This window comes from Salinibacterium amurskyense (assembly GCF_002797685.1).
GTDB lineage: Bacteria > Actinomycetota > Actinomycetes > Actinomycetales > Microbacteriaceae > Rhodoglobus > Rhodoglobus amurskyensis.
The window spans coordinates 370,159-389,147 of record NZ_PGFH01000002.1; the positions used below are offsets into that span (position 1 = coordinate 370,159).

Here is an 18,989-nt window from a genome sequence, read left to right on the forward strand (position 1 = left end):
AGCCAGCGGAATCTCCCTCTTCTTTCAGCTCTTCCCGGATTCTAGGCGCGCGTTCTGAGTGCCGCTCATTCAGGGCAGAATAGAACTATGACCGAACACAAACTCGCCGTCATTGTTCTCGCCGCAGGCCAAGGCACTCGCATGAAGTCTGCCAAGCCCAAGGTGCTGCACCGCCTTGCCGGCCGCGAGCTCATTGGGCACGTCGTTGCCTCCGCGCGCGAGCTCAACCCCGACCACGTAATCGCGGTTGTGCGTCACCAGCGTGACGAAGTGGTGGCAACGCTCACCGAACTCATGCCCGACATTCTTATCGTCGACCAAGATGACACCCCCGGCACCGGCCGCGCGGTAGAGGTCGCTGTCGACTCTTTGCCCGCCGACTTCGACGGCGACGTTGTTGTCGTCAGCGGTGATGTACCGCTTCTCGATTCGGCGACTCTCGCGTCGCTGCTCGCGCAGCACCGCACGCAGTCAGCGGCGGCTACCGTGCTCTCAGCCATCCTCGACGACGCCACCGGCTACGGCCGTGTCGTTCGCGATGCCAGCGGCGGCCTCGACCGCATCGTTGAGCAAAAGGATGCGAGCGCCGACGAGATCGCTATCACCGAAATCAACTCGGGCACTTACGTGTTCCAGGTTGGCCCGCTGCGTGAGCAACTTGTGCGCATCACGACCGACAACGCTCAGTCGGAGAAGTACATCACCGATGTCGTCGGCCTCCTCCGCGGAGTCGGTGCCACGGTCGCTGCGATGCCCGTGACGGCCGGTTGGATGGTCGCTGGAGTCAACGACCGCGTTCAATTGGCCGAAGCCGCTCGCCGCATGAACGAGCTCATCGTGCAGAAGTGGCAGCGAGCGGGAGTCACGATTGAAGACCCCGCCACCACCTGGATCGACGCCGACGTCACCCTCAATCCCGACGTGGAGATTCTTCCCGGTACGCAGCTCAAGGGTGCAACGCTCGTGCAATCCGGCGCCATCATCGGCCCGGATACGACCCTCGTTGACTGTGAAGTTGGCGAGAATGCGGTCGTCAAGCGCACGGATGCCACGCTCAGCGTGATCGGCGCCAACGCCTCCGTCGGCCCCTTCGCCTACCTTCGCCCCAACACGAAGCTGGGCGTCAACGGCAAGATCGGTACCTTCGTCGAGACCAAGAACTCCAGCATTGGAGAGGGCAGCAAGGTGCCTCATCTCAGCTACATCGGTGACACCGAAGTGGGCGAACAATCCAACGTAGGCGCCGGCACCATCACGGCAAACTACGACGGAGTGAACAAAAACCGAACGGTTGTAGGCGCTCACGTTCGCACCGGATCGCACAACGTCTTCGTCGCTCCGGTTAGGATTGGTGACGGAGCGTACACCGGAGCCGGTTCGGTCATCCGAAAAGATGTACCGGCAGGCTCTTTGGGCATCAACGTCGCTCCACAGCGCAATATCAGTGGCTGGGTTGAAACCAATCGCGCGGGCACTGCAGCGGCTCAAGCAGCTGCCGCAGCAAACGACGATAACGACGCCTGACCGAAGTACGCCGTAACCGCGGCAGAGAGCGAGTCCCCCCCGTGGCCAGCATCAAGATCTCCGGTCAAAAGCGACTCGTGCTTGTTTCCGGGCGTGCACACCCGCAACTCGCGATCGACATCGCGACGGAGCTGGGCAGCGACCTCGTTCCCACTGACGCGCGTACCTTTGCGAACGGCGAAATCTACGCCCGCTACGACGAAAGCGTTCGCGGTTGCGACGCCTTCGTCATCCAGTCGCACACTGAGCCCATCAACGAGTGGCTCATGGAACAACTGATCATGGTGGATGCCCTCAAGCGTGCCTCAGCCAAGCGCATCACCGTTGTCTCGCCCTTCTACCCCTACGCCCGTCAAGACAAGAAGGGCCGTGGCCGCGAGCCGATCAGCGCCCGTCTCATCGCTGACCTGTACAAAGCTGCCGGCGCCGACCGCATCATGAGCGTCGACCTGCACGCTGCTCAGATTCAGGGCTTCTTCGACGGCCCCGTTGACCACCTCTTCGCCATGCCCGTGCTCCTCGAGCACTTCAAGCAGCAGCTTGACCCCGAAACTCTCACCGTTGTAAGCCCTGACATGGGCCGCGTACGCGTCGCTGACATCTGGAGCGACAAGCTCGGTGCTCCGCTGGCCATTATTCACAAGCGCCGCGACCCGCTGGTTCCCAACCAGGTCACCGTTCACGACATCGTGGGTGACGTTGACGGTCGCGTCTGCCTGCTCGTCGACGACATGATCGACACCGGCGGAACGATCGTCAAGGCTGCGGAGGCGCTCAAGCGCGCCGGTGCCCTCAAGGTTGTCGTCGCGGCAACTCACGCCATCTTCTCCGACCCGGCTCCCACGATTCTGCAGAGCGACTTCATCGACTCCGTAGTTGTCACCGACACCCTGCCCGTGCCGGAACACAAGCGGTTCCCCACGCTCACCATCCTGCCGATCGCTCCGCTGCTGGCGCGCGCCATCCACGAAGTATTCGACGACGGATCCGTGACCTCAATGTTCGACGGCGCCGCCTAAATTTCTCGCAGTGTTTAGGACCCCGGTGTAATCGGGTGCCCGGTAGGCGGCATACAGTTAATCCATGACTGTGTTGTCCGACCGACCTTGGTTCTCTAGCTACGCCGAGGGCGTTGCCCACGAAATTCCGCTGCCCGAGGGGTCGCTGTACGATCTCGTCGCTGCGACGATCGCCGAATACCCGCGCGCGGTTGCGCTTGAGTTCTTCGGCCGTGAAACCACGTACGCCGAACTCGGCGAGCAAATCGAGCGTGCCGCCGAAGGGCTGCGTTTGTTGGGCGTGCAAAAGGGCGACACCGTTGCTCTAGTACTGCCGAACTGCCCGCAGCACATCGTCGCGTTTTATGCCGTGCTGCGCCTTGGCGCCATCGTGGTCGAACACAACCCGCTCTACACGCCGCGCGAACTGCGCCACCAGTTTGAAGACCATGGTGCCCGCGTGGTTATCGCGTGGAACAACGTCGTTGACACCCTTCAGGAGATGCCCGCGGACGCCGCGGCCGAGACGATCATCTCGGTCGACGTCACGCGTGCGATGCCGCTGAAGACTCGTGCGCTGCTGCGCTTGCCCATCGCAAAGGCTCGGGAATCGCGTGCCGCTCTCACGACCGCAGTACGCGGAACGATCGTGTGGGAAGACCTGCTCAAGTCGGAACGCATCGACGAGCGCATTGTTCGCCCCGACGCGAACGATCTGGCGCTCATCCAATACACGAGTGGCACGACGGGCAACCCCAAAGGGGCGATGCTCAGCCACCTCAACCTTTCGGTCAACGCGGCTCAGGCGCGCGCCTGGGTGCCCGCCGTTCCTAAGGGCACTGCTGTGGTCTACGCGGTTCTGCCGATGTTCCACGCGTACGGGCTCACTCTGTGCCTCACCTTCGCGATGAGCATGGGGGCGCGCCTCGTGCTCTTCCCCAAGTTCGACCCTGATCTTGTATTGCCCGTTATCAAGAAGCGCCCCGCCACCTTCCTGCCCGCCGTGCCGCCGATCTACGAGCGCCTCACGGCTGCTGCGGATGCCGCTGGCGTCTCCCTCAAGGGCATCGAGATCGCAATTTCGGGTGCCATGCCGCTCTCGGCGTCAGTCGTGGAGCCGTGGGAGGAGCGCACGGGCGGAACCCTCGTGGAGGGTTACGGTCTGTCGGAGACAAGCCCGATCCTCATCGCGAACCCGGTTGGCCCTTCGCGTCGCGCTGGTACCGTCGGGCTACCCCTCCCCAACACCGAGATTCGCGTTGTCGACCCCGAGAACCCGACGGTCGATCGTGCCGCGGGGGCGGAGGGCGAGCTGATCGTTCGCGGCCCTCAGGTGTTCTCGGGATACTGGGACAAGCCCGAAGAAACCGCCGAGGTCTTTGTGAAGGCAACGGATGATGGCGGCAATTGGTTCCGCACGGGCGACATCGTCACGGTAGACCCGGGTGGTTTCGTCACGATCGTTGACCGCATCAAAGAATTGATCATCACCGGTGGCTTCAACGTGGCCCCGAGTGAGGTCGAAGAGGCGCTCCGCCAGCAGCACACGATCGCTGACGCGGCGGTAGTCGGTATGCCGAGTGAACACAGTGGTGAGGATGTCGTTGCCGCCGTCGTGCTCGCACCGGGAGCATCCCTCGACGAAAGTGCCATTCGCGAGTCGTTGCGCCGTAACCTCGCGGCCTACAAGGTGCCCAAGCGTGTCGTGGTGGTTGACGAGCTTCCGCGGTCGCTCATCGGCAAGGTGCTGCGTCGCCAGGTGCGAGAGCAGCTGCTCGAGAAGGACTAGGTGTTGTCTGCCGGGCTCGTCGGAAGAACGGCGGGGCCGGGGATGAGCCCCAGCGAGCGCAAGAGGGTTTCGCCACCGTTGAATGAAACGGCGTAGCACTTCCAGCCGGGGTCGCCGTCGCCCGTGAGCTCGAAGCGCACGTCGTACGAGACGGCCTGAGGCGCGAGGTATTCGGTGTAGATAGCGCAGGTGCGATGAGCCGTGTTGTTGGCCGTGCCTGCCGCCGAGACGATGCCGGGCACTACGAGGCCGATGAGACCGAGAACGACAACGACGCGCATCACGGACTTGAAAGCGCGTGAGCGTAGCGGGCGATCCCCGTGCGGTACGTAGCCGTCGAGTTCGGGGTTTTCGTCAGACAAGCTCATGGTGGTGCCATTCTGTCACTCACCGCTGGGGATATCCCCGCGCGGGCGCCGAAAGACAGAAATGGCGGCGAACCGAAGTCCGCCGCCATCTCCATCAGTGCACGTGCTTAGTGCGAGTCAGTCGCTTCGATCTCGCTACGGTCACCCGACCACAGAGTGTGGAAGGTGCCATCCATGTCGACGCGCTTGTAGGTGTGAGCACCGAAGAAGTCGCGCTGACCCTGAACGAGGGCGGCAGGCAGTCGCGGTGCGCGCAGGCTGTCGTAGTACGCGAGCGACGACGAGAACGCGGGAGTCGGGATGCCAGCGGCGGCAGCGCCAGCGACAACGCGGCGCCAAGAATCCTGCGTGCCTGCCATCGCGTCGGTGAAGTACGGCGCGGTGACGAGAGCCACGAGACCGGGGTTCTCGGCGTAGGCCTCGGTGATGCGGTTCAAGAAGCGTGCACGAATGATGCAACCACCGCGCCAGATCTTGGCGATCTCGCCCTTCTTGATGTCCCAGTTGTACTCTTCAGCGCCGGCGACGATTGCGTCGAAGCCCTGGCTGTACGCGATGATCTTCGAAGCGTAGAGAGCCTGGCGAACATCCTCAATGAAGGCAGCCTTGTCTTCGACAGCAGGCACCGAGCTCGGGCCGGGCAGCGCTGCGGATGCGGCGCGCTGAGCAGGCTTCGACGAGACGGCGCGAGCGAACACAGCTTCGGCGATGCCCGAAACGGGTACTCCGAGGTTGAGGGCGGTCTGCACGGTCCACACGCCGGTTCCCTTGGAGCCAGCCTGGTCGAGAATGATGTCGACGAGAGGCTTGTCAGTCTTGGCGTCGACCTGGCGCAGAACTTCTGCGGTGATCTCGATGAGGTAGCTCTCGAGCTCGCCCTTGTTCCACTCGGCGAAGATATCGGCGATCTCCGCGGGGGTAGCGCCGGTGCCCTGACGAATGAGGTCGTAGGCCTCAGCAATGAGCTGCATGTCGGCGTATTCGATGCCGTTGTGAATCATCTTGACGAAGTGACCTGCACCGTCGGTGCCCACGTGGGTCACGCAGGGCTCGCCTTCGGCAACAGCGGCGATCGACTTGAGGATCGGGCCGAGGGTCTCCCACGCTTCAGCGGAACCGCCGGGCATGATCGACGGGCCGAGCAGCGCGCCCTCTTCGCCGCCGGAGATGCCAGCGCCAACGAAGTTGATGCCGGTCTCGCGTACTGCCTTCTCGCGACGGATGGTGTCGGTGAAGAGCGCGTTGCCGCCGTCGACGATGATGTCGCCGGGTTCGAAAGCTTCGGTCAGAGCGTCGATCACGGCATCCGTGCCCTTGCCGGCCTGCACCATGATGATGGCGGTGCGTGGCTTCGACAGCGACGCCGCAAATTCTTCATAGGTGGATGCCGGAACGAAGTTGGCTTCGGGGTGCTCGGTGAGCAGCGTCTCGGTCTTCGAGTAGGAGCGGTTGTAGATGGCAACGGTGTTGCCCTCACGGCTCGCGAGGTTGCGGGCGAGGTTCGAGCCCATAACTGCGAGCCCTACTACGCCAATGTTTGCGGATGCTTGCTCAGCAGCGGTCATATCGTTCACTCCTTGACTCTGGGACAAAGTGGTGGGCCGATGCAGCGCGGCTGGTTGGCCCAATCATCAAGCCTAGGGCACACCGCGCAGCCGGCTCGCGGCATCCATTCAGTCTCGCTTCGTTGAGGGCACTCAGGAAGCGAGGAGTAGCGTGAAGCGCATGACTCAACCTGTGATTGTTACCGCCGTTTTTCGCATCCGCCCCGAAAGCCGGGAAGCGGTCGTTGCCGCCTTCGAGCCCGCGTTGACTGCTGTGCACGAAGAGCCGGGGTGTGAGTTGTACGCGATGCACGAGGCCGCCGACGGCTCCTTCGTGATGATCGAGAAGTGGGAATCAGAAGCACTGCTCGACGCTCATGGGTCGAGCCCCGCCGTGGCCGCTCTCGTCGGCGAGATCAAAGACCACCTGACCGCCGAGGTCTCGGTGCTACGCATGACGGCGCTGCCCATGGGCTCGCCAGGCAAGGGCGCGCTCTAAAAAGTCGCGACTCGCTAGCAGTTAGCCGCGCGCAACGACCAGCTAGCAGCTAGTAGCGCTCGGGCTCCGGCCCGAGCGTGAAGCGGCGCCCGGTCACTTCTGTCGGCTTGATTTCTACCCAGACGTATTTGAGCGTTGGGATCAGCGGCGTGAGTGGCAGTTGGTCGGCTTCGTAAATCTCGTCTTGAGACTCGATGATGCGGGCGGTGCCCTTAGCCACCACGCTCCAGGCGGAGTGCGGGCCGACGTAGTCCGTTTCGAAAGCCACCCGATCATTGATCGTGAGCTTGAGTAGTTTGGTGCCCTGCGCTGTGCGCAGAAGGAGCCGATTCTTCACGGCGATGAAGTTCACCGGGGTGATCTCAGGCTCTCCTTGAAAGCTGACCGCGATTCTGCCGAGGGTGGCCGTTCGCAGCAATTCCCAGCAGGTCTCCGGCGTCAGTTCTTCGACCGGATCGTTCAGGTTCTCGCTCATAGCAATTCCTTCCCTTGCCTAATTCTCCCACCGCAGTGGTCTCGGCGCTAGGGCGTGAGCGGAGCATCAGGAAGCAAGCTTCGGAGATATTTGCTCAATGAGTTTGCATTAAGTCTGCTTTAAGGCACACTGGTCAGATTGATATCAGACGTAACGATGCGTCGAATGTTAGGAAGACCGTGGCTTCACAATTTCCACCCCTCATCGTGATGGGTGTCTCTGGATCAGGTAAGTCGACCGTTGGCGCAGCCCTCGGCGCCGAACTGGGCATGCAGTTCATCGACGGTGACGACCTTCACCCTCGTGCCAACAAAGAAAAGATGGCAGCCGGTCACGCCCTCAACGACGAAGACCGCGCCCCGTGGCTTGAGATCATCGCCGAACGTATCGGCGCCGAACTCGCTGACGGCAACCCCATCATCGTCGCCTGTTCATCCCTCAAGCGTTCTTATCGCCGCATGCTCACGGCCTACGCGCCCACCACTGTGTTTGTGCACTTGCGCGGCGAACGCGAAGTCATCGCGGAACGTCAGTCGCACCGCAACCACGAGTACATGCCTAACAGCCTGCTCGATTCCCAGTTCGACACCCTCGAACCGCTCCAGGACGACGAGCGCGGTGTGCTCGTCGACCTCACCCAGACTCCGGACGAGATCGTCCGGTCCATCAAAAAAGACCTCACCGACACCTTCGTCGACTGAGCTGCACAAAAGAAGTTAGGACAATGATGACCGACCTCCAACTGCTGTGGGAGTTGCCCACGTGGGGCCTTCTCCTGCTGGCCGCCGGCGCGATTGCGCTCCTGCTGCTGCTGATCATCGTGGGGCGCGTTCACGCGTTCCTCTCCCTGATCATCGTCAGCCTCGTAACTGCCGTGGCTGCAGGTATTCCGACGAACCAGATAATCCCGACCCTCACATCGGGCTTCGGTGGCACGCTTGCCAGCGTTGCCCTGCTGGTCGGTTTGGGTGCGATGCTCGGGCGGATGCTCGAAATGAGTGGTGGAGCACAGGTGCTCGCCGACTCGCTCATCCGCCGCTTCGGTGAGAAGCGCGCACCGCTCGCTCTCGCTGTTGCCTCGCTCATGATGGGTTTCCCCATCTTCTTCGACGCTGGTCTTGTCGTCATGTTGCCGATCATCTTCACGGTGGCTCGTCGCCTCGGTGGATCGCTGCTCTTCTACGCCTTCCCGTCGGCTGTGGCCTTCTCGGTCATGCACATCTTCGTGCCGCCGCACCCCGGCCCCGTTGCCGCCACCGGCCTGCTCGGTGCTGACGTTGGGCTCGTCCTCATCTTCGGTCTCATCGTGGCACTGCCCACCTGGTACGTCGTCGGCTACAAGTTCGGCACCTGGACCGGTAAGCGCTTCGACGTTGCTATCCCCAACATCCTCTTCGGAAGCCAGGATGACGAGAAGGCCGCTCAGTTCAAGTCGAACCCCAAGCTCGGCACGATTCTCTTCCTGCTCCTGCTGCCCCTCGTTCTGATCTTCATGAACACGGGACTCAACGCCCTCGCTACTGCCGGTGTGGTTGACCTCGAGAACCCCGTTGTTCAGGTTCTACGCCTTCTCGGCGAGACCCCCATCGCGTTGCTCATCACCGTCGTCTTCGGAATGTGGCTGCTCGGATGGAAGCGCAACAAGGAGCGCACGCTCATCGAGACCATCGTCGACAGCGCGCTCGGCCCGGTTAGCTCGATCATCCTCATCACCGGTGCCGGTGGAATGTTCGGTGGCGTACTGCGTGCCAGCGGAATCGGCGCCAGCATCGCAACCTCGCTCGAGTCGATCGGCATGCCGCTCATCGTTGCTGGCTTCGTGATTGCTGCAATCATCCGTGTTGCTCAAGGTTCGGCTACTGTCGCGCTCACCACTGCGGCAGCACTCATCCAGCCCGTCGTTCTCGCTGACGCCTCGCTCAACCCCGTCGAACTCGCCGCCATCGTTCTCGCGCTCGCCGCCGGTTCAGTGTTCGCGGGTCACGTCAACGACTCGGGCTTCTGGCTGGTCAGCCGCTTCTTCGGCATGGACACCCAGACCACCCTGCGCACGTGGACAGTCGGCCAGGCACTCATCGGTGTCATGGGCTTCGCGATCGCGTTCGTCATTTTCATCATCGCCGGATTGTTCTAGGAGATAGCCGTGGCATCCACTCTGTTTGACCTCACTGGGCGCATCGCCCTCATCACCGGATCGAGCCGAGGAATCGGGCGCGTCATTGCGCAAGCCCTCGCCGAAGCCGGTGCAACGATCGTGCTGAACGGTCGCGATGAGGAGCGCCTCGCCGCAACTCATGCCGACTTCAGCGCCGAGTTTGGGGCCGAACGCGTCTACGCTCGTGCGTTTGATGTAGCGGATGCCACGGCTGTCGCGACCGCAATCGCCGAGATCGAGGCATCCATCGGCGCGATCGGGGTGCTCGTGAACAACGCGGGAATTCAGCATCGCGAACCGATGCTCGACCTCGACGTGGAGGACTGGAACCGAGTCATCTCTACCAACCTCACCAGCGCGTTCCTCGTCGGGCGCGAAGTTGCCCGGCACATGCTGGCCCGCGGTGAGGGCAAGATCATCAACATCGCGTCGGTGCAGACCGAGCTTGCGCGACCGACTATCGGGCCGTACACGGTCTCGAAGGGCGGCATCCGCAATCTCACTCGTGCCATGACGGCGGAGTGGGCCAACGGCGGGCTGCAGATCAATGCGATCGCTCCGGGCTACATCCACACCGAGATGACGCAGGCGCTCGTCGACGACGACACCTTCAACAGCTGGATTCTCGGGCGCACGCCTGCCGGTCGCTGGGGAACTCCCGCCGACCTGGGCGGCCCCGCAGTGTGGCTCGCCTCAAGTGGTTCCGACTACGTCAACGGCCAAGTCATCTTCATCGATGGCGGCATGACGGTCGTCGTCTAACTTCCTGCTTTACCGCCGAGCGTCGCTGCCGGCACCGTTCTACAGAAAAGATTGTCATGACAAGTGCAGCCCCCGCCGAAACTCTCGCGGTCACGATTCACGCTCAAGATGACTTGCGCGTGGAGAGCATTCCGTTGGCCGCTCCGGCCGCCGACGAAGCCGTGATCCAGATTGCGTTCGGCGGGGTCTGCGGGTCTGACCTGCACTACTGGTCGCACGGTGCGGCGGGGGAGTCGATTCTCAAGGCGCCGATGATCCTCGGCCATGAGGTTGTCGGCACCGTCATCCAGCAGGCTGCTGATGGCACCGGCCCTGTCGCGGGAACGGCCGTGGCCGTGCATCCGGCAACCCCCGGCGGCACCGAGCCTCGCTGGCCCGAAGACCGCCCCAACCTTTCGCCCGGCTGCACCTACCTCGGCAGCGCGGCACGCTTCCCGCACACGGAAGGTGCCTTCGCCGAGTTCGTTACTTTGCCCAGCCGGATGCTGCGAGCACTCCCCAGCTCGTTGACCCTGCGCGATGCCGCCCTCGTCGAACCCGCCAGCGTGGCCTGGCATGCCGTCTCGCGTGCCGGTGACGTTCGCGGAAAACGGGCTCTCGTCATTGGCGCTGGCCCCATCGGTGCCCTCATCGTCGCCGTGCTCAAGCGTGCCGGCGCTAGCGAGATCGTGGCCGTCGACATGTTCGCTGGCCCCCTCGCCATCGCCCGCCAGGTCGGAGCAACAGAAACTCTTCACGCCACCGACGTGGATGCCATCGCCGCCGTCGACGCCGACATCGTCTTCGAATCATCGGGCAGCTACCGCGGCCTCGAGTCGGCCGTGCGCGGAGCAACTCGTGGCGGCCGCGTGGTCATGGTGGGGCTCTTGCCCTCCGGCCAGCAGCCCGCACTCATCTCTCTTGCCATCACGCGTGAGCTCGAACTCGTCGGGTCATTCCGCTTCAGCGACGAGATCGACGAAGTGATTGCGGCGCTCGCGGACGGCAGCCTCGTTGTCGCGCCGATCGTGACGCACGAGTTCGCGGCATCCGACGCTCATGAAGCCTTTGCCGTTGCTAAGGACTCGGAGAACAGTGGAAAGGTTCTGCTGCGCTTCTAGGGCGCTGGGCTTGCGGCGTGCTGCGTTTATAGCGCGCTGGGTTTCTTGCGCGACGTTTAGTCGAGGAAGATACGCGGTTCGCCGGCCCAGATGGGTTCGACTTCTTCAATCGTGCGGCTCATGATGCGTTCCATGGAGGCGAACGCGTCGGCCGGGCGCTTGCCCTGGATGGCATCCGCAACATCCACGTGGAGTTGCAGCGCTTCTTCGTGCGGGGTCGACGGCATGAGCCCACGGTGGGTGCGGCCCGTCAGCACTTCGGCGATCACGCGGTCGAGACGTGCGAACATCTCGTTGCCGCTCGCGGCAAGAACCAGTGAATGAAAGCGGATGTCGAGCTCAAGAAACAGCTCCAGGTCGCCGGAGCGCCCCACGGCCCGCATTCGCGCGGCCAACGCCAGTAGCTCGCCGGCTGCTTCGTCGGAGGCGTGCAGGGCTGCGAGTTTCGCGGCCTGCGGTTCGATGGCGCTGCGCAGCTCGGTGAGGGAGCGCAGTTGGCGTCCGTTCTCGGCCTGCTCGAGGCGCCACCGGATCACGAGTGGGTCGTAGAGGCTCCACTCTGACATCGGCAGCACGCGCATCCCGACCCGCTTGACGGAGGCCACCATGCCGAGCGATTGCAGCACACGCACGGCTTCACGAACGACCGAACGCGAGACGCTGTAACGCTCTTCGAGCTGCTCGGCGAGGATCGTGGATTCAGGGGAGATCTCGCCTGAAACGATGCTGAGCCCGAGATCGTTGAGCACGCGTGCGTGAAGACTTCCGGGCATGCATCAAGAGTAGTGGTTCTGTAGCGCTCATTGAGTGGTCCCCAGTGTCCGGGATTCGTGGCTGACAGCAGCGATTAACCGTGTAAACTCAGCAGTTGAACTTCGGCGAGGGAACCATTGGGTTCCGTTATCGACGCGGCGGGCAAGTCTCAGGACTATTTCCTCACAGGGCTTTTCCTCACGCGGCAGATCTATGGTCTGCCGGCGTTCGAGTTGAACTACAGACAATGATCTGGGCACTGAGCCCGCCACGAGCACTCCGTTCGTCGCAGGCGCGGAGCCCACAACAGACTTCGGTCTCACAGGAGAAAACTATGGCTAAGCCAGGCGTAAACCACGTTGTTACAGATGCTCGTGAATCCTTCGGTAAGGGTGCTGCTCGTAAGCTCCGTGCCCTCGGCAAGATTCCTGCCGTCATTTACGGTCACGGCACCGACCCCATCCACGTTGCCCTTCCGGGCCACGAGATCGCTCTGATCCTGCGTAAGTCGAACCAGATCTTGGACCTCGACATCAACGGCAAGAGCCAGCTCGCCCTCGTGAAGGACGTTCAGAAGGACCCCGTTCGCCAGATCATCGAGCACATTGACCTCGTTGTCATCCGCAAGGGTGAAAAGGTCATCGTTGACGTGCCGATCCACGTCACCGGCGAATCGGCTCCTGGCACCCTTGCCAACCTCGACGCACCGACCATCTCGGTCGAAGCTGAAGCAACTCACATTCCTGAGTACTTCACCGTTGACATCGAGGGCCGCGAAGAAGGCGCTCACATCTACGCTGCCGACGTCGAGCTCATCGAGGGCTCGAACCTGCTCTCCGACCCCGAGCTTCTCGTTGTCGCTGTCAGCATGCCGCGTGCCTCGGTTGAAGCCGAAGCTGCTGAAGAAGAAGCCGCAGCTGTTGCTGCAGACGCCGCAACTGAGGCTGCTGAATAATCAGATTCTTCCGCAAGCGAGAAATCGTGGATGACCAATGGTTAGTAGTCGGGCTCGGTAACCCCGGGCCCGGCTACGCTGGTAATCGCCACAACGTGGGCCACATGGTGTTGGCTCACTTGGCCGACGAACTGTCGGCCACTTTCAAGAACCACAAAGCGAACGCTGCCGTGGCCGAAGGCCGCAGCTTTGGGGATGGACCCAAGCTGATTCTGGCTAAGCCCAATTCCTTCATGAACCTGTCGGGCGGGCCCACCGCCGCACTCATGCGGTTCTACAAGATTCCAGTTGAGCGTCTTATCGTCGTGCACGATGAACTCGACATCGACTTCGACACCGTGAAGCTCAAGACCGGTGGCGGCCACGGAGGCCACAACGGCATCCGCGATATTGCCGCTGCAGTCGGTTCTCCCGACTTCACGCGCGTTCGCGTCGGCATTGGCCGCCCTCCCGGCCGCCAGCCGGCCGCTGATTTCGTTCTCCGAGACTTCTCGGGCGACGAGCGCAAGGTGCTGCCGAACCTCCTGGGTGACGCTGCGGATGCCGTAGCTATGGTCGCCAAAGAGGGTCTCGAAGCAGCCCAACAGCGTTTCCACAGCCCGCGCTAGTTCTGCGGCTGCGCTGCGCTGCGCTGCGCTGCGCCGACCTCGAGCGTTGCCGCGCAAATCGTGCAATCCTGCTGCGCTGTGGGTGAACTCTCATCGCGGCGTCGGTGGCCGCGAGTAGAGTAATCCGGTGACTCTCGACGGAATTATCTCAGCGCTTTCGCGCGCCCAAACTGTAGAGAGCGCCCTGCGTTACTCGCAGCGCAGCGCCGACTTCTCCCTCGTCGAAGGGTTACGGGCGCCCCTTATCGGCGGCCTGCTTACGGCCTCTGACGCTCCGCGCTCGATGCTCGCGGTGACCGCTACCGGTCGCGAATCTGAATCGCTGCGCCGCTCGCTCGCGAGCTATCTTCCCGACGCTCAAATCGTGGAGTTCCCCGCTTGGGAGACTCTGCCGCACGAGCGACTGAGCCCGAGTGCCGAAACGGTCGGCAAGCGCATGCAGGCGCTGCGCGACCTGGCTAAGTGGCAAGCTAACCCGGTTGGCCAGTTTGTGCTGGTGGCATCCGTGCGGGCAGCGCTGCAGCCCATCGCCGACAACCTCATCACGATCGAGCCGGTCATGCTCACGAAGGGCGGTCGCAACTACGACCTCTCCGCGCTCTCGGAGCGCCTCGTGGCACTGGCATATTCCCGTGTCGACATGGTGACTCGCCGTGGTGAATTCGCGGTGCGCGGCGGCATCCTCGACGTCTTTGCGCCCAACCACGAGCATCCGCTTCGTCTTGAATTCTTCGGCGATGAGCTCGAGCAGATGCGCGAGTTCTCGGTCGCCGACCAGCGGTCAATTGATGGCGACATCGAGTACGCCGAACTTGTGCCGAGCCGTGAGCTTCTGCTCAGCGATTCGGTGCGCCAACGTGCCCGCGAAATGCAGCACGAGTTTCCGAGCCTCTCCACAATGCTGGCCAAGATTGCCGAGGGCATTCCCGTCGATGGCATGGAGTCGCTCGCGCCCGCTCTCGTCGACAAGCTCGTGCCACTGACGCATTACCTTCCCGCGGATGCCGCCATTGCGGTTCTCTCGCCCGAGAAGGTGTCGTCGCGTGCTGTGAACCTCGCCGAAACCAACCAAGAATTCTTGAGTGCTGCGTGGAATGCCGCGACTGCTGGCGCCGAAGCGCCCATCGACTTGGATGCCGGTGACTTTGTCACGCTCACCAAGCTTCGCGCGTCTGCAGGGGATCGCCCCTGGTGGACCCTCAGCACCTTCGACTCGGGCGAAGCGGATGCCGCGAACCTGATTGATGCCGCAGAAGAAGCATCTGAATACGTGCGCATCGATGCCACCGCCACGCCCTCGTTCGCAGGAACCCTCGACGGCGCCCTCGACCACGTCGGCACGTTACTCGCCGACGGTTGGACGGTGGCGATCGTCGCCGAAGGCGCCGGGCTCGTGGAGCGCACGGCCGATCTGCTGGGGGAGCGCGAACTCTCCGGGCGCGCGGTTGACGCATTCCCCGAGACCACAGAACCCGGGGTTGCTTACTTGCTGAGGGCATCCGTCGATCATGGTTTTGCCATGCCCGAAGCGAAGCTGGCGGTGCTGAGCGAGGGCGAATTCTTTGGCCGTTCTGTCGGCTACGCCTCGCGCCCGGCGCGCAAGCTCGCCACCCGCCGTAAGAATGTCGTCGACCCGCTGCAGCTCAAGAGTGGCGATCACGTGGTGCACCAGACCCACGGCATCGGCAAGTTCATCGAACTCGTCACGCGGCAGGTCAGCACGGGCGGCCGCAATGCGGTCAAGACGCAGCGCGAATTCCTAGTGCTGGAGTACGCGCCCAACAAGCGCGGTTACCCCGGCGACAAGCTCTATGTACCTACCGATCAGCTCGATCTGCTGTCGCGTTATGTTGGCGGCGAAGCCCCCTCGCTCAACAAGATGGGCGGCTCCGATTGGTCGGCAGCCAAGAGCAAGGCGCGCAAGGCTGTTCGCGACATCGCTGTGGAGCTCGTCAAGCTGTACAGCGCGCGCATGGCCAGCAAGGGCCACGCTTTCGGGCCGGATACCCCGTGGCAGCGCGAGCTTGAGGAAGCCTTCGCCTACGCCGAAACCCCCGACCAGCTGACGACGATTGACGAAGTCAAAGCCGACATGCAGAGCCCGGTTCCGATGGACCGCCTGCTCAGCGGAGACGTCGGTTACGGCAAGACCGAGGTTGCCGTTCGCGCCGCCTTCAAGGCTGTGCAGGATGGCAAGCAGGTCGCCATGATCGTGCCGACCACTTTGCTCGTGCGTCAGCACATGGAGACCTTCGCCGATCGCTTTGCCGGCTTCCCCGTGCACTTGCGCGCGCTCAGCCGCTTCCAGACCGAGAAGGAGTCCCGCGAAACGGTAGCGGGCCTCGCCGACGGCACCGTGGATGTCGTCATCGGCACCCACCGTCTCCTTTCCAAGAGCGTCGCGTTCAAAGACCTCGGGCTCGTCATCATCGACGAAGAGCAGCGCTTCGGCGTTGAGCACAAGGATGCTCTCAAGAAGCTCAAGACCAACGTCGACATCCTGGCGATGACGGCAACCCCGATTCCGCGCACGCTGGAGATGGCCGTCACCGGCATCCGCGAAATGTCGACGCTGGCGACTCCGCCAGAAGACCGGCATCCGATCCTCAGCTTCGTCGGTCCATACTCTGAGCGTCAGGTTGGTGCGGCAATTCGCCGCGAACTGCTGCGCGAAGGCCAAGTGTTTTACGTGCACAACCGCGTGAGCTCGATCAACCGGGTGGCGGCGAAGATTGCCGAGCTGGTTCCGGATGCTCGTATCGCGATCGCCCACGGCCAGATGCCCGAAGCCGCACTCGAGCAAGTGATGGTCGACTTTTGGGATCGCAAGTTTGACGTGCTCGTCTCGACCACGATTGTGGAAACCGGGCTCGACATCCCGAACGCCAACACGCTCATCATCGACCGTGCTGACAAGTACGGCCTCAGCCAACTGCACCAGTTGCGTGGTCGAGTGGGTCGTGGTCGTGAGCGCGCCTACGCGTATTTCCTCTACGACGAAGAGAAGCCGCTGAGCGAAACTGCCCACGAGCGTCTCGACACCATCGCGGCCAACAATGAGCTCGGCGCCGGTATGCAGATCGCCATGAAGGACCTCGAAATTCGTGGTGCCGGAAACCTGCTCGGTGGCGAACAGTCTGGCCACATTGCCGGGGTGGGTTTCGACTTGTACTTGCGGATGATCGGCGAGGCCGTCTCCACCTTCCGCGGTGATGTTGCCGAAGGTCAGACCGAGCTGCGCCTCGAACTGCCAGTGGATGCCAGCATCCCCGAAGACTACGTCGAGAGCGAGCGCCTGCGGCTCGAGGCGTACCAGAAGCTCTCGACGGCAAGCTCGCCATCGGCAGCCGCGGACAGCATCGATCGCGTGCTCGAAGAGCTCACTGACCGATACGGCGAGCCGCCCGAGGAAGTGAAACACCTCATCGCGGTGTCACGTTTGCGCCGGATGTCTCAGCGCTTGAAGCTGAGCGAAGTGGTCGTCATGGGCGACAAGCTGCGCATCGCACCCGCCGATCTTCTCGACTCTAAGCAAGTGCGATTGCAACGCATGTACCCGGGTTCGAAGTACCATTCGGCAGCGTCCACGGCGATCATTCCTCTGCCGACCGGGGTCGATGATGGCGCGCTCATCGAGTGGACGAAAGACCTCCTCGTGTCGGTGTTTGGCGCTCAAGACACTGTCGACGAACTCAAGGAAGTTGCTCTCGCGGCGGAAGCTGCCGAGAAGCTCGCGGTCGACAAGGCAGCGGCGAAAGCGGCTGAACGATCGAAAGCGGGCAAGGACGCTGGCTCGGCATCCACCGCCACGAAGTAGCTGACGCTTAGGGCCGCGTCGCTTCTGGCGCGGGCGTCTCAGCAGCCGTCTCAGCAGCCGTCTCTGAAGCGACGGGGACGGGCTTCGGCTTCGGTGTGAACGCGAGCGGGTTGCGGCGACCATCGATGCGGTGGACGCCTCCGATCGCCATGGGAATGAGCACGAGCGAGCGTAGGTCGATCAGTGCGTGGGCGATGATCGTCACAAGAATGCTTCCGGTGAGCACGTAGATGGCCATGAAAATGGCACCGAGCACTGTTGTGACGATGATGCCGGTCAGGCCTTGGTATGAGTGCATGAGGCCGAACAGCAGAAGACTGACGACGATAGCGACTACAGCGTTGCCGGTTGTCGCGAATAGCAGCGCTGGCAAAGCGAGCCTGAACAGCAGCTCTTCGACGACTCCGGCGTTGATCGAGAGCAGCCCGCCCAGCACGAGCTCCTGACGGTTGCGGGGGAGGATGGCTTGAACGTCGCCGACGCTCACCACCTCTTCGCCCTCCTTGCGCACGGAAATGATGGCGAGAACAGTGACGGCGATGAATCCGATTGCGAGCCCTGCGAGAACCCCAGCGGTCACGGTGGGACGTGCGGCAAGGACGCCGAGTAGCCACGCCACCCACGGCCAGGCCTGCACCTCGGTGAGCAGGGGAGCGGCGAAAGCTCCGCTGGCTAGGAGAGTCGCCAGAGCGAGGCCGCCGAAGAGTGAGAACGAGATCAGCAGCCAGCGGCGCAGCATTAGTTGGCGTCGCTTAGTGGTACGAAAACGCTTGAAGCGGCGGTACTCGCGCTGGTCGCGGCGGAAGGTTCTCAGGGCTAGTGCTGTCAGCACGCCGACGAGTACGACCCACAGCAGGGCGAGCATGAGCGGGTTGGCGGGGTCGAGCATGCACCAATCGTGCCATGGTCAGGCTGGATGCCCCAGTTGGTTCGTGATCCCCGTCTCGCGGGGTGAAAACTGCTCGGAGGTTAGCAGGAACCCCACATGCCGAGTTTCGCCGCGTACGCGTCGTCTTCGGCGTTGCGCAGCTCGGGCCAGAAGCGGTCGTTGAGCCCCACTTTGAGGGCCTCGGCGGCGCCCAGCTCGACCATGGCTAGGTTTACGAGCGTGCCATCCTGGAGGTAGACGTACAGCAGCGAGCGGCCGTACCGGTCCTCGGGTTCACGATCTTCGAGTGCCCACACGTCGGTTCCTTCGGGTAGAAAGTCGCGGAGCAGTTCGCGAGCTTCGACTCCGTAGCATTCTTCAGCATCCGGTCGCTGCTGGCTGGCGAGTTCGGGGGTGTCGAGTCCGATGAGACGTACCTTCAGTTCCTCGGCGCTCCCGTTGTCGAGGTAGAGGGTGTCGCCATCATGCACATAGGTGACGGTCGCTGCAAAAGCGCCAGACGGGATGTCGTTGCCAGTGGCATTTTCGGTCTCGTTTTCGGCATCAATGTCGGGGTCTGTCGACGATGATTCGGATGCCGAACGTGAGCCTTCCGTGCTGCCCACCAGGGACGCACCATCGCTGTGTGATTCGGGCGAAGTAGCACTCGAGTATGCGGCAATAGCGGCGCCGCCCACGAGGGCGAGCACGATGATGACGCTGACGAGGCGAGAACGTTTGTGGGGAGCAGACACGCCACGATTCTCGCATGCG

At 62.8% G+C, this 18,989-nt stretch carries 17 protein-coding genes; 11 read left to right on the forward strand and 6 right to left on the reverse strand.

The window, feature by feature from the left end:
* Nucleotides 1–87 precede the first annotated feature (87 nt).
* The 3 genes from glmU to CLV85_RS10920 all read left to right on the forward strand — a co-directional run bounded on the left by glmU (nt 88) and on the right by CLV85_RS10920 (nt 4,311).
* Nucleotides 88–1,524, forward strand: a complete 1,437-nt coding sequence (gene glmU / locus CLV85_RS10910) for a bifunctional UDP-N-acetylglucosamine diphosphorylase/glucosamine-1-phosphate N-acetyltransferase GlmU (protein ID WP_100389652.1) — start codon at nt 88–90, stop codon at nt 1,522–1,524.
* Between the two features lie 41 nt (nt 1,525–1,565).
* Nucleotides 1,566–2,543: a ribose-phosphate diphosphokinase gene (locus CLV85_RS10915; protein ID WP_100389653.1), complete on the forward strand. Its 978-nt coding sequence runs from the start codon at nt 1,566–1,568 to the stop codon at nt 2,541–2,543.
* A 64-nt stretch (nt 2,544–2,607) separates the two neighbouring features.
* The gene (locus tag CLV85_RS10920) at nt 2,608–4,311 is read left to right on the forward strand and encodes a long-chain-fatty-acid--CoA ligase (protein WP_100389654.1); all 1,704 of its coding nucleotides are present in this window, start codon (nt 2,608–2,610) and stop codon (nt 4,309–4,311) included.
* Here CLV85_RS10920 and CLV85_RS10925 read toward each other — a convergent pair.
* Together CLV85_RS10925 and gndA are read right to left on the reverse strand one after the other, a co-directional pair.
* The gene (locus CLV85_RS10925) at nt 4,308–4,679 is read right to left on the reverse strand and encodes a hypothetical protein (RefSeq protein WP_100389655.1); all 372 of its coding nucleotides are present in this window, start codon (nt 4,677–4,679) and stop codon (nt 4,308–4,310) included. The genes CLV85_RS10920 and CLV85_RS10925 overlap by 4 nt on opposite strands.
* A 107-nt stretch (nt 4,680–4,786) precedes the next feature.
* Nucleotides 4,787–6,244, reverse strand: coding sequence for an NADP-dependent phosphogluconate dehydrogenase (gene gndA / locus CLV85_RS10930; protein WP_100389656.1), 1,458 nt, complete (start codon nt 6,242–6,244; stop codon nt 4,787–4,789).
* 160 nt (nt 6,245–6,404) lie between these two features.
* Between gndA and CLV85_RS10935 the strand changes: the two genes are divergently transcribed.
* Nucleotides 6,405–6,722, forward strand: a complete 318-nt coding sequence (locus CLV85_RS10935) for a putative quinol monooxygenase (RefSeq protein ID WP_100389657.1) — start codon at nt 6,405–6,407, stop codon at nt 6,720–6,722.
* 49 nt (nt 6,723–6,771) lie between these two features.
* Here CLV85_RS10935 and CLV85_RS10940 read toward each other — a convergent pair whose 3' ends face one another.
* Nucleotides 6,772–7,197: a pyridoxamine 5'-phosphate oxidase family protein gene (locus CLV85_RS10940; protein WP_100389658.1), complete on the reverse strand. Its 426-nt coding sequence runs from the start codon at nt 7,195–7,197 to the stop codon at nt 6,772–6,774.
* 179 nt (nt 7,198–7,376) lie between these two features.
* Between CLV85_RS10940 and CLV85_RS10945 the strand changes: the two genes are divergently transcribed.
* From CLV85_RS10945 to CLV85_RS10960, 4 genes are read left to right on the forward strand one after another with little or no spacing between them, the layout of a single operon-like run.
* Complete coding sequence (locus tag CLV85_RS10945; protein WP_205030375.1) at nt 7,377–7,898, forward strand: gluconokinase; 522 nt, start codon at nt 7,377–7,379, stop codon at nt 7,896–7,898.
* Nucleotides 7,899–7,921: 23 nt separating this feature from the next.
* On the forward strand, nt 7,922–9,331 hold the full coding sequence (locus CLV85_RS10950) for a GntP family permease (RefSeq protein WP_100389660.1): 1,410 nt from the start codon (nt 7,922–7,924) through the stop codon (nt 9,329–9,331).
* Between the two features lie 9 nt (nt 9,332–9,340).
* Entirely contained in the window at nt 9,341–10,114 is a 774-nt protein-coding gene (locus CLV85_RS10955) for an SDR family oxidoreductase (RefSeq protein WP_100389661.1), read from the forward strand.
* A gap of 56 nt (nt 10,115–10,170) precedes the next feature.
* Nucleotides 10,171–11,214 (forward strand): L-idonate 5-dehydrogenase, encoded by a 1,044-nt coding sequence (locus tag CLV85_RS10960; RefSeq protein WP_100389662.1) that lies wholly within the window; start codon nt 10,171–10,173, stop codon nt 11,212–11,214.
* Nucleotides 11,215–11,270: 56 nt separating this feature from the next.
* Here the strand turns inward: CLV85_RS10960 and CLV85_RS10965 are convergent, their stop codons facing one another.
* Complete coding sequence (locus CLV85_RS10965) at nt 11,271–11,987, reverse strand: FadR/GntR family transcriptional regulator (RefSeq protein ID WP_100389663.1); 717 nt, start codon at nt 11,985–11,987, stop codon at nt 11,271–11,273.
* Nucleotides 11,988–12,301: 314 nt separating this feature from the next.
* On the opposite strand from CLV85_RS10965, the gene CLV85_RS10970 reads away from it, so the two are divergent.
* The 3 genes from CLV85_RS10970 to mfd all read left to right on the forward strand — a co-directional run bounded on the left by CLV85_RS10970 (nt 12,302) and on the right by mfd (nt 17,347).
* The gene (locus tag CLV85_RS10970) at nt 12,302–12,922 is read left to right on the forward strand and encodes a 50S ribosomal protein L25/general stress protein Ctc (RefSeq protein ID WP_100389664.1); all 621 of its coding nucleotides are present in this window, start codon (nt 12,302–12,304) and stop codon (nt 12,920–12,922) included.
* Between the two features lie 26 nt (nt 12,923–12,948).
* Nucleotides 12,949–13,530: an aminoacyl-tRNA hydrolase gene (pth, locus tag CLV85_RS10975; protein ID WP_100389665.1), complete on the forward strand. Its 582-nt coding sequence runs from the start codon at nt 12,949–12,951 to the stop codon at nt 13,528–13,530.
* A 127-nt stretch (nt 13,531–13,657) separates the two neighbouring features.
* Complete coding sequence (mfd, locus tag CLV85_RS10980; RefSeq protein ID WP_100389666.1) at nt 13,658–17,347, forward strand: transcription-repair coupling factor; 3,690 nt, start codon at nt 13,658–13,660, stop codon at nt 17,345–17,347.
* 7 nt (nt 17,348–17,354) lie between these two features.
* Here the strand turns inward: mfd and CLV85_RS10985 are convergent, their stop codons facing one another.
* Nucleotides 17,355–18,236: a CPBP family intramembrane glutamic endopeptidase gene (locus CLV85_RS10985; protein WP_100389667.1), complete on the reverse strand. Its 882-nt coding sequence runs from the start codon at nt 18,234–18,236 to the stop codon at nt 17,355–17,357.
* An 80-nt stretch (nt 18,237–18,316) separates the two neighbouring features.
* Nucleotides 18,317–18,970: a thermonuclease family protein gene (locus tag CLV85_RS10990; RefSeq protein WP_205030376.1), complete on the reverse strand. Its 654-nt coding sequence runs from the start codon at nt 18,968–18,970 to the stop codon at nt 18,317–18,319.
* Between the last annotated feature and the right edge of the window lie 19 nt (nt 18,971–18,989).

Excerpts from the sequence above, each read along its gene's own strand:
- CLV85_RS10970 (WP_100389664.1), top strand. The coding sequence starts at position 12,302 with ATGGCTAAGCCAGGCGTAAACCACGTTGTTACAGATGCTCGTGAATCC.
- CLV85_RS10960 (WP_100389662.1), top strand. The coding sequence starts at position 10,171 with ATGACAAGTGCAGCCCCCGCCGAAACTCTCGCGGTCACGATTCACGCT.
- CLV85_RS10950 (WP_100389660.1), top strand. The coding sequence starts at position 7,922 with ATGATGACCGACCTCCAACTGCTGTGGGAGTTGCCCACGTGGGGCCTT.
- CLV85_RS10940 (WP_100389658.1), bottom strand. The coding sequence starts at position 7,197 with ATGAGCGAGAACCTGAACGATCCGGTCGAAGAACTGACGCCGGAGACC.
- gndA (WP_100389656.1), bottom strand. The coding sequence starts at position 6,244 with ATGACCGCTGCTGAGCAAGCATCCGCAAACATTGGCGTAGTAGGGCTC.
- CLV85_RS10965 (WP_100389663.1), bottom strand. The coding sequence starts at position 11,987 with ATGCCCGGAAGTCTTCACGCACGCGTGCTCAACGATCTCGGGCTCAGC.
- CLV85_RS10985 (WP_100389667.1), bottom strand. The coding sequence starts at position 18,236 with ATGCTCGACCCCGCCAACCCGCTCATGCTCGCCCTGCTGTGGGTCGTA.
- CLV85_RS10925 (WP_100389655.1), bottom strand. The coding sequence starts at position 4,679 with ATGAGCTTGTCTGACGAAAACCCCGAACTCGACGGCTACGTACCGCAC.
- CLV85_RS10935 (WP_100389657.1), top strand. The coding sequence starts at position 6,405 with ATGACTCAACCTGTGATTGTTACCGCCGTTTTTCGCATCCGCCCCGAA.
- glmU (WP_100389652.1), top strand. The coding sequence starts at position 88 with ATGACCGAACACAAACTCGCCGTCATTGTTCTCGCCGCAGGCCAAGGC.
- CLV85_RS10920 (WP_100389654.1), top strand. The coding sequence starts at position 2,608 with ATGACTGTGTTGTCCGACCGACCTTGGTTCTCTAGCTACGCCGAGGGC.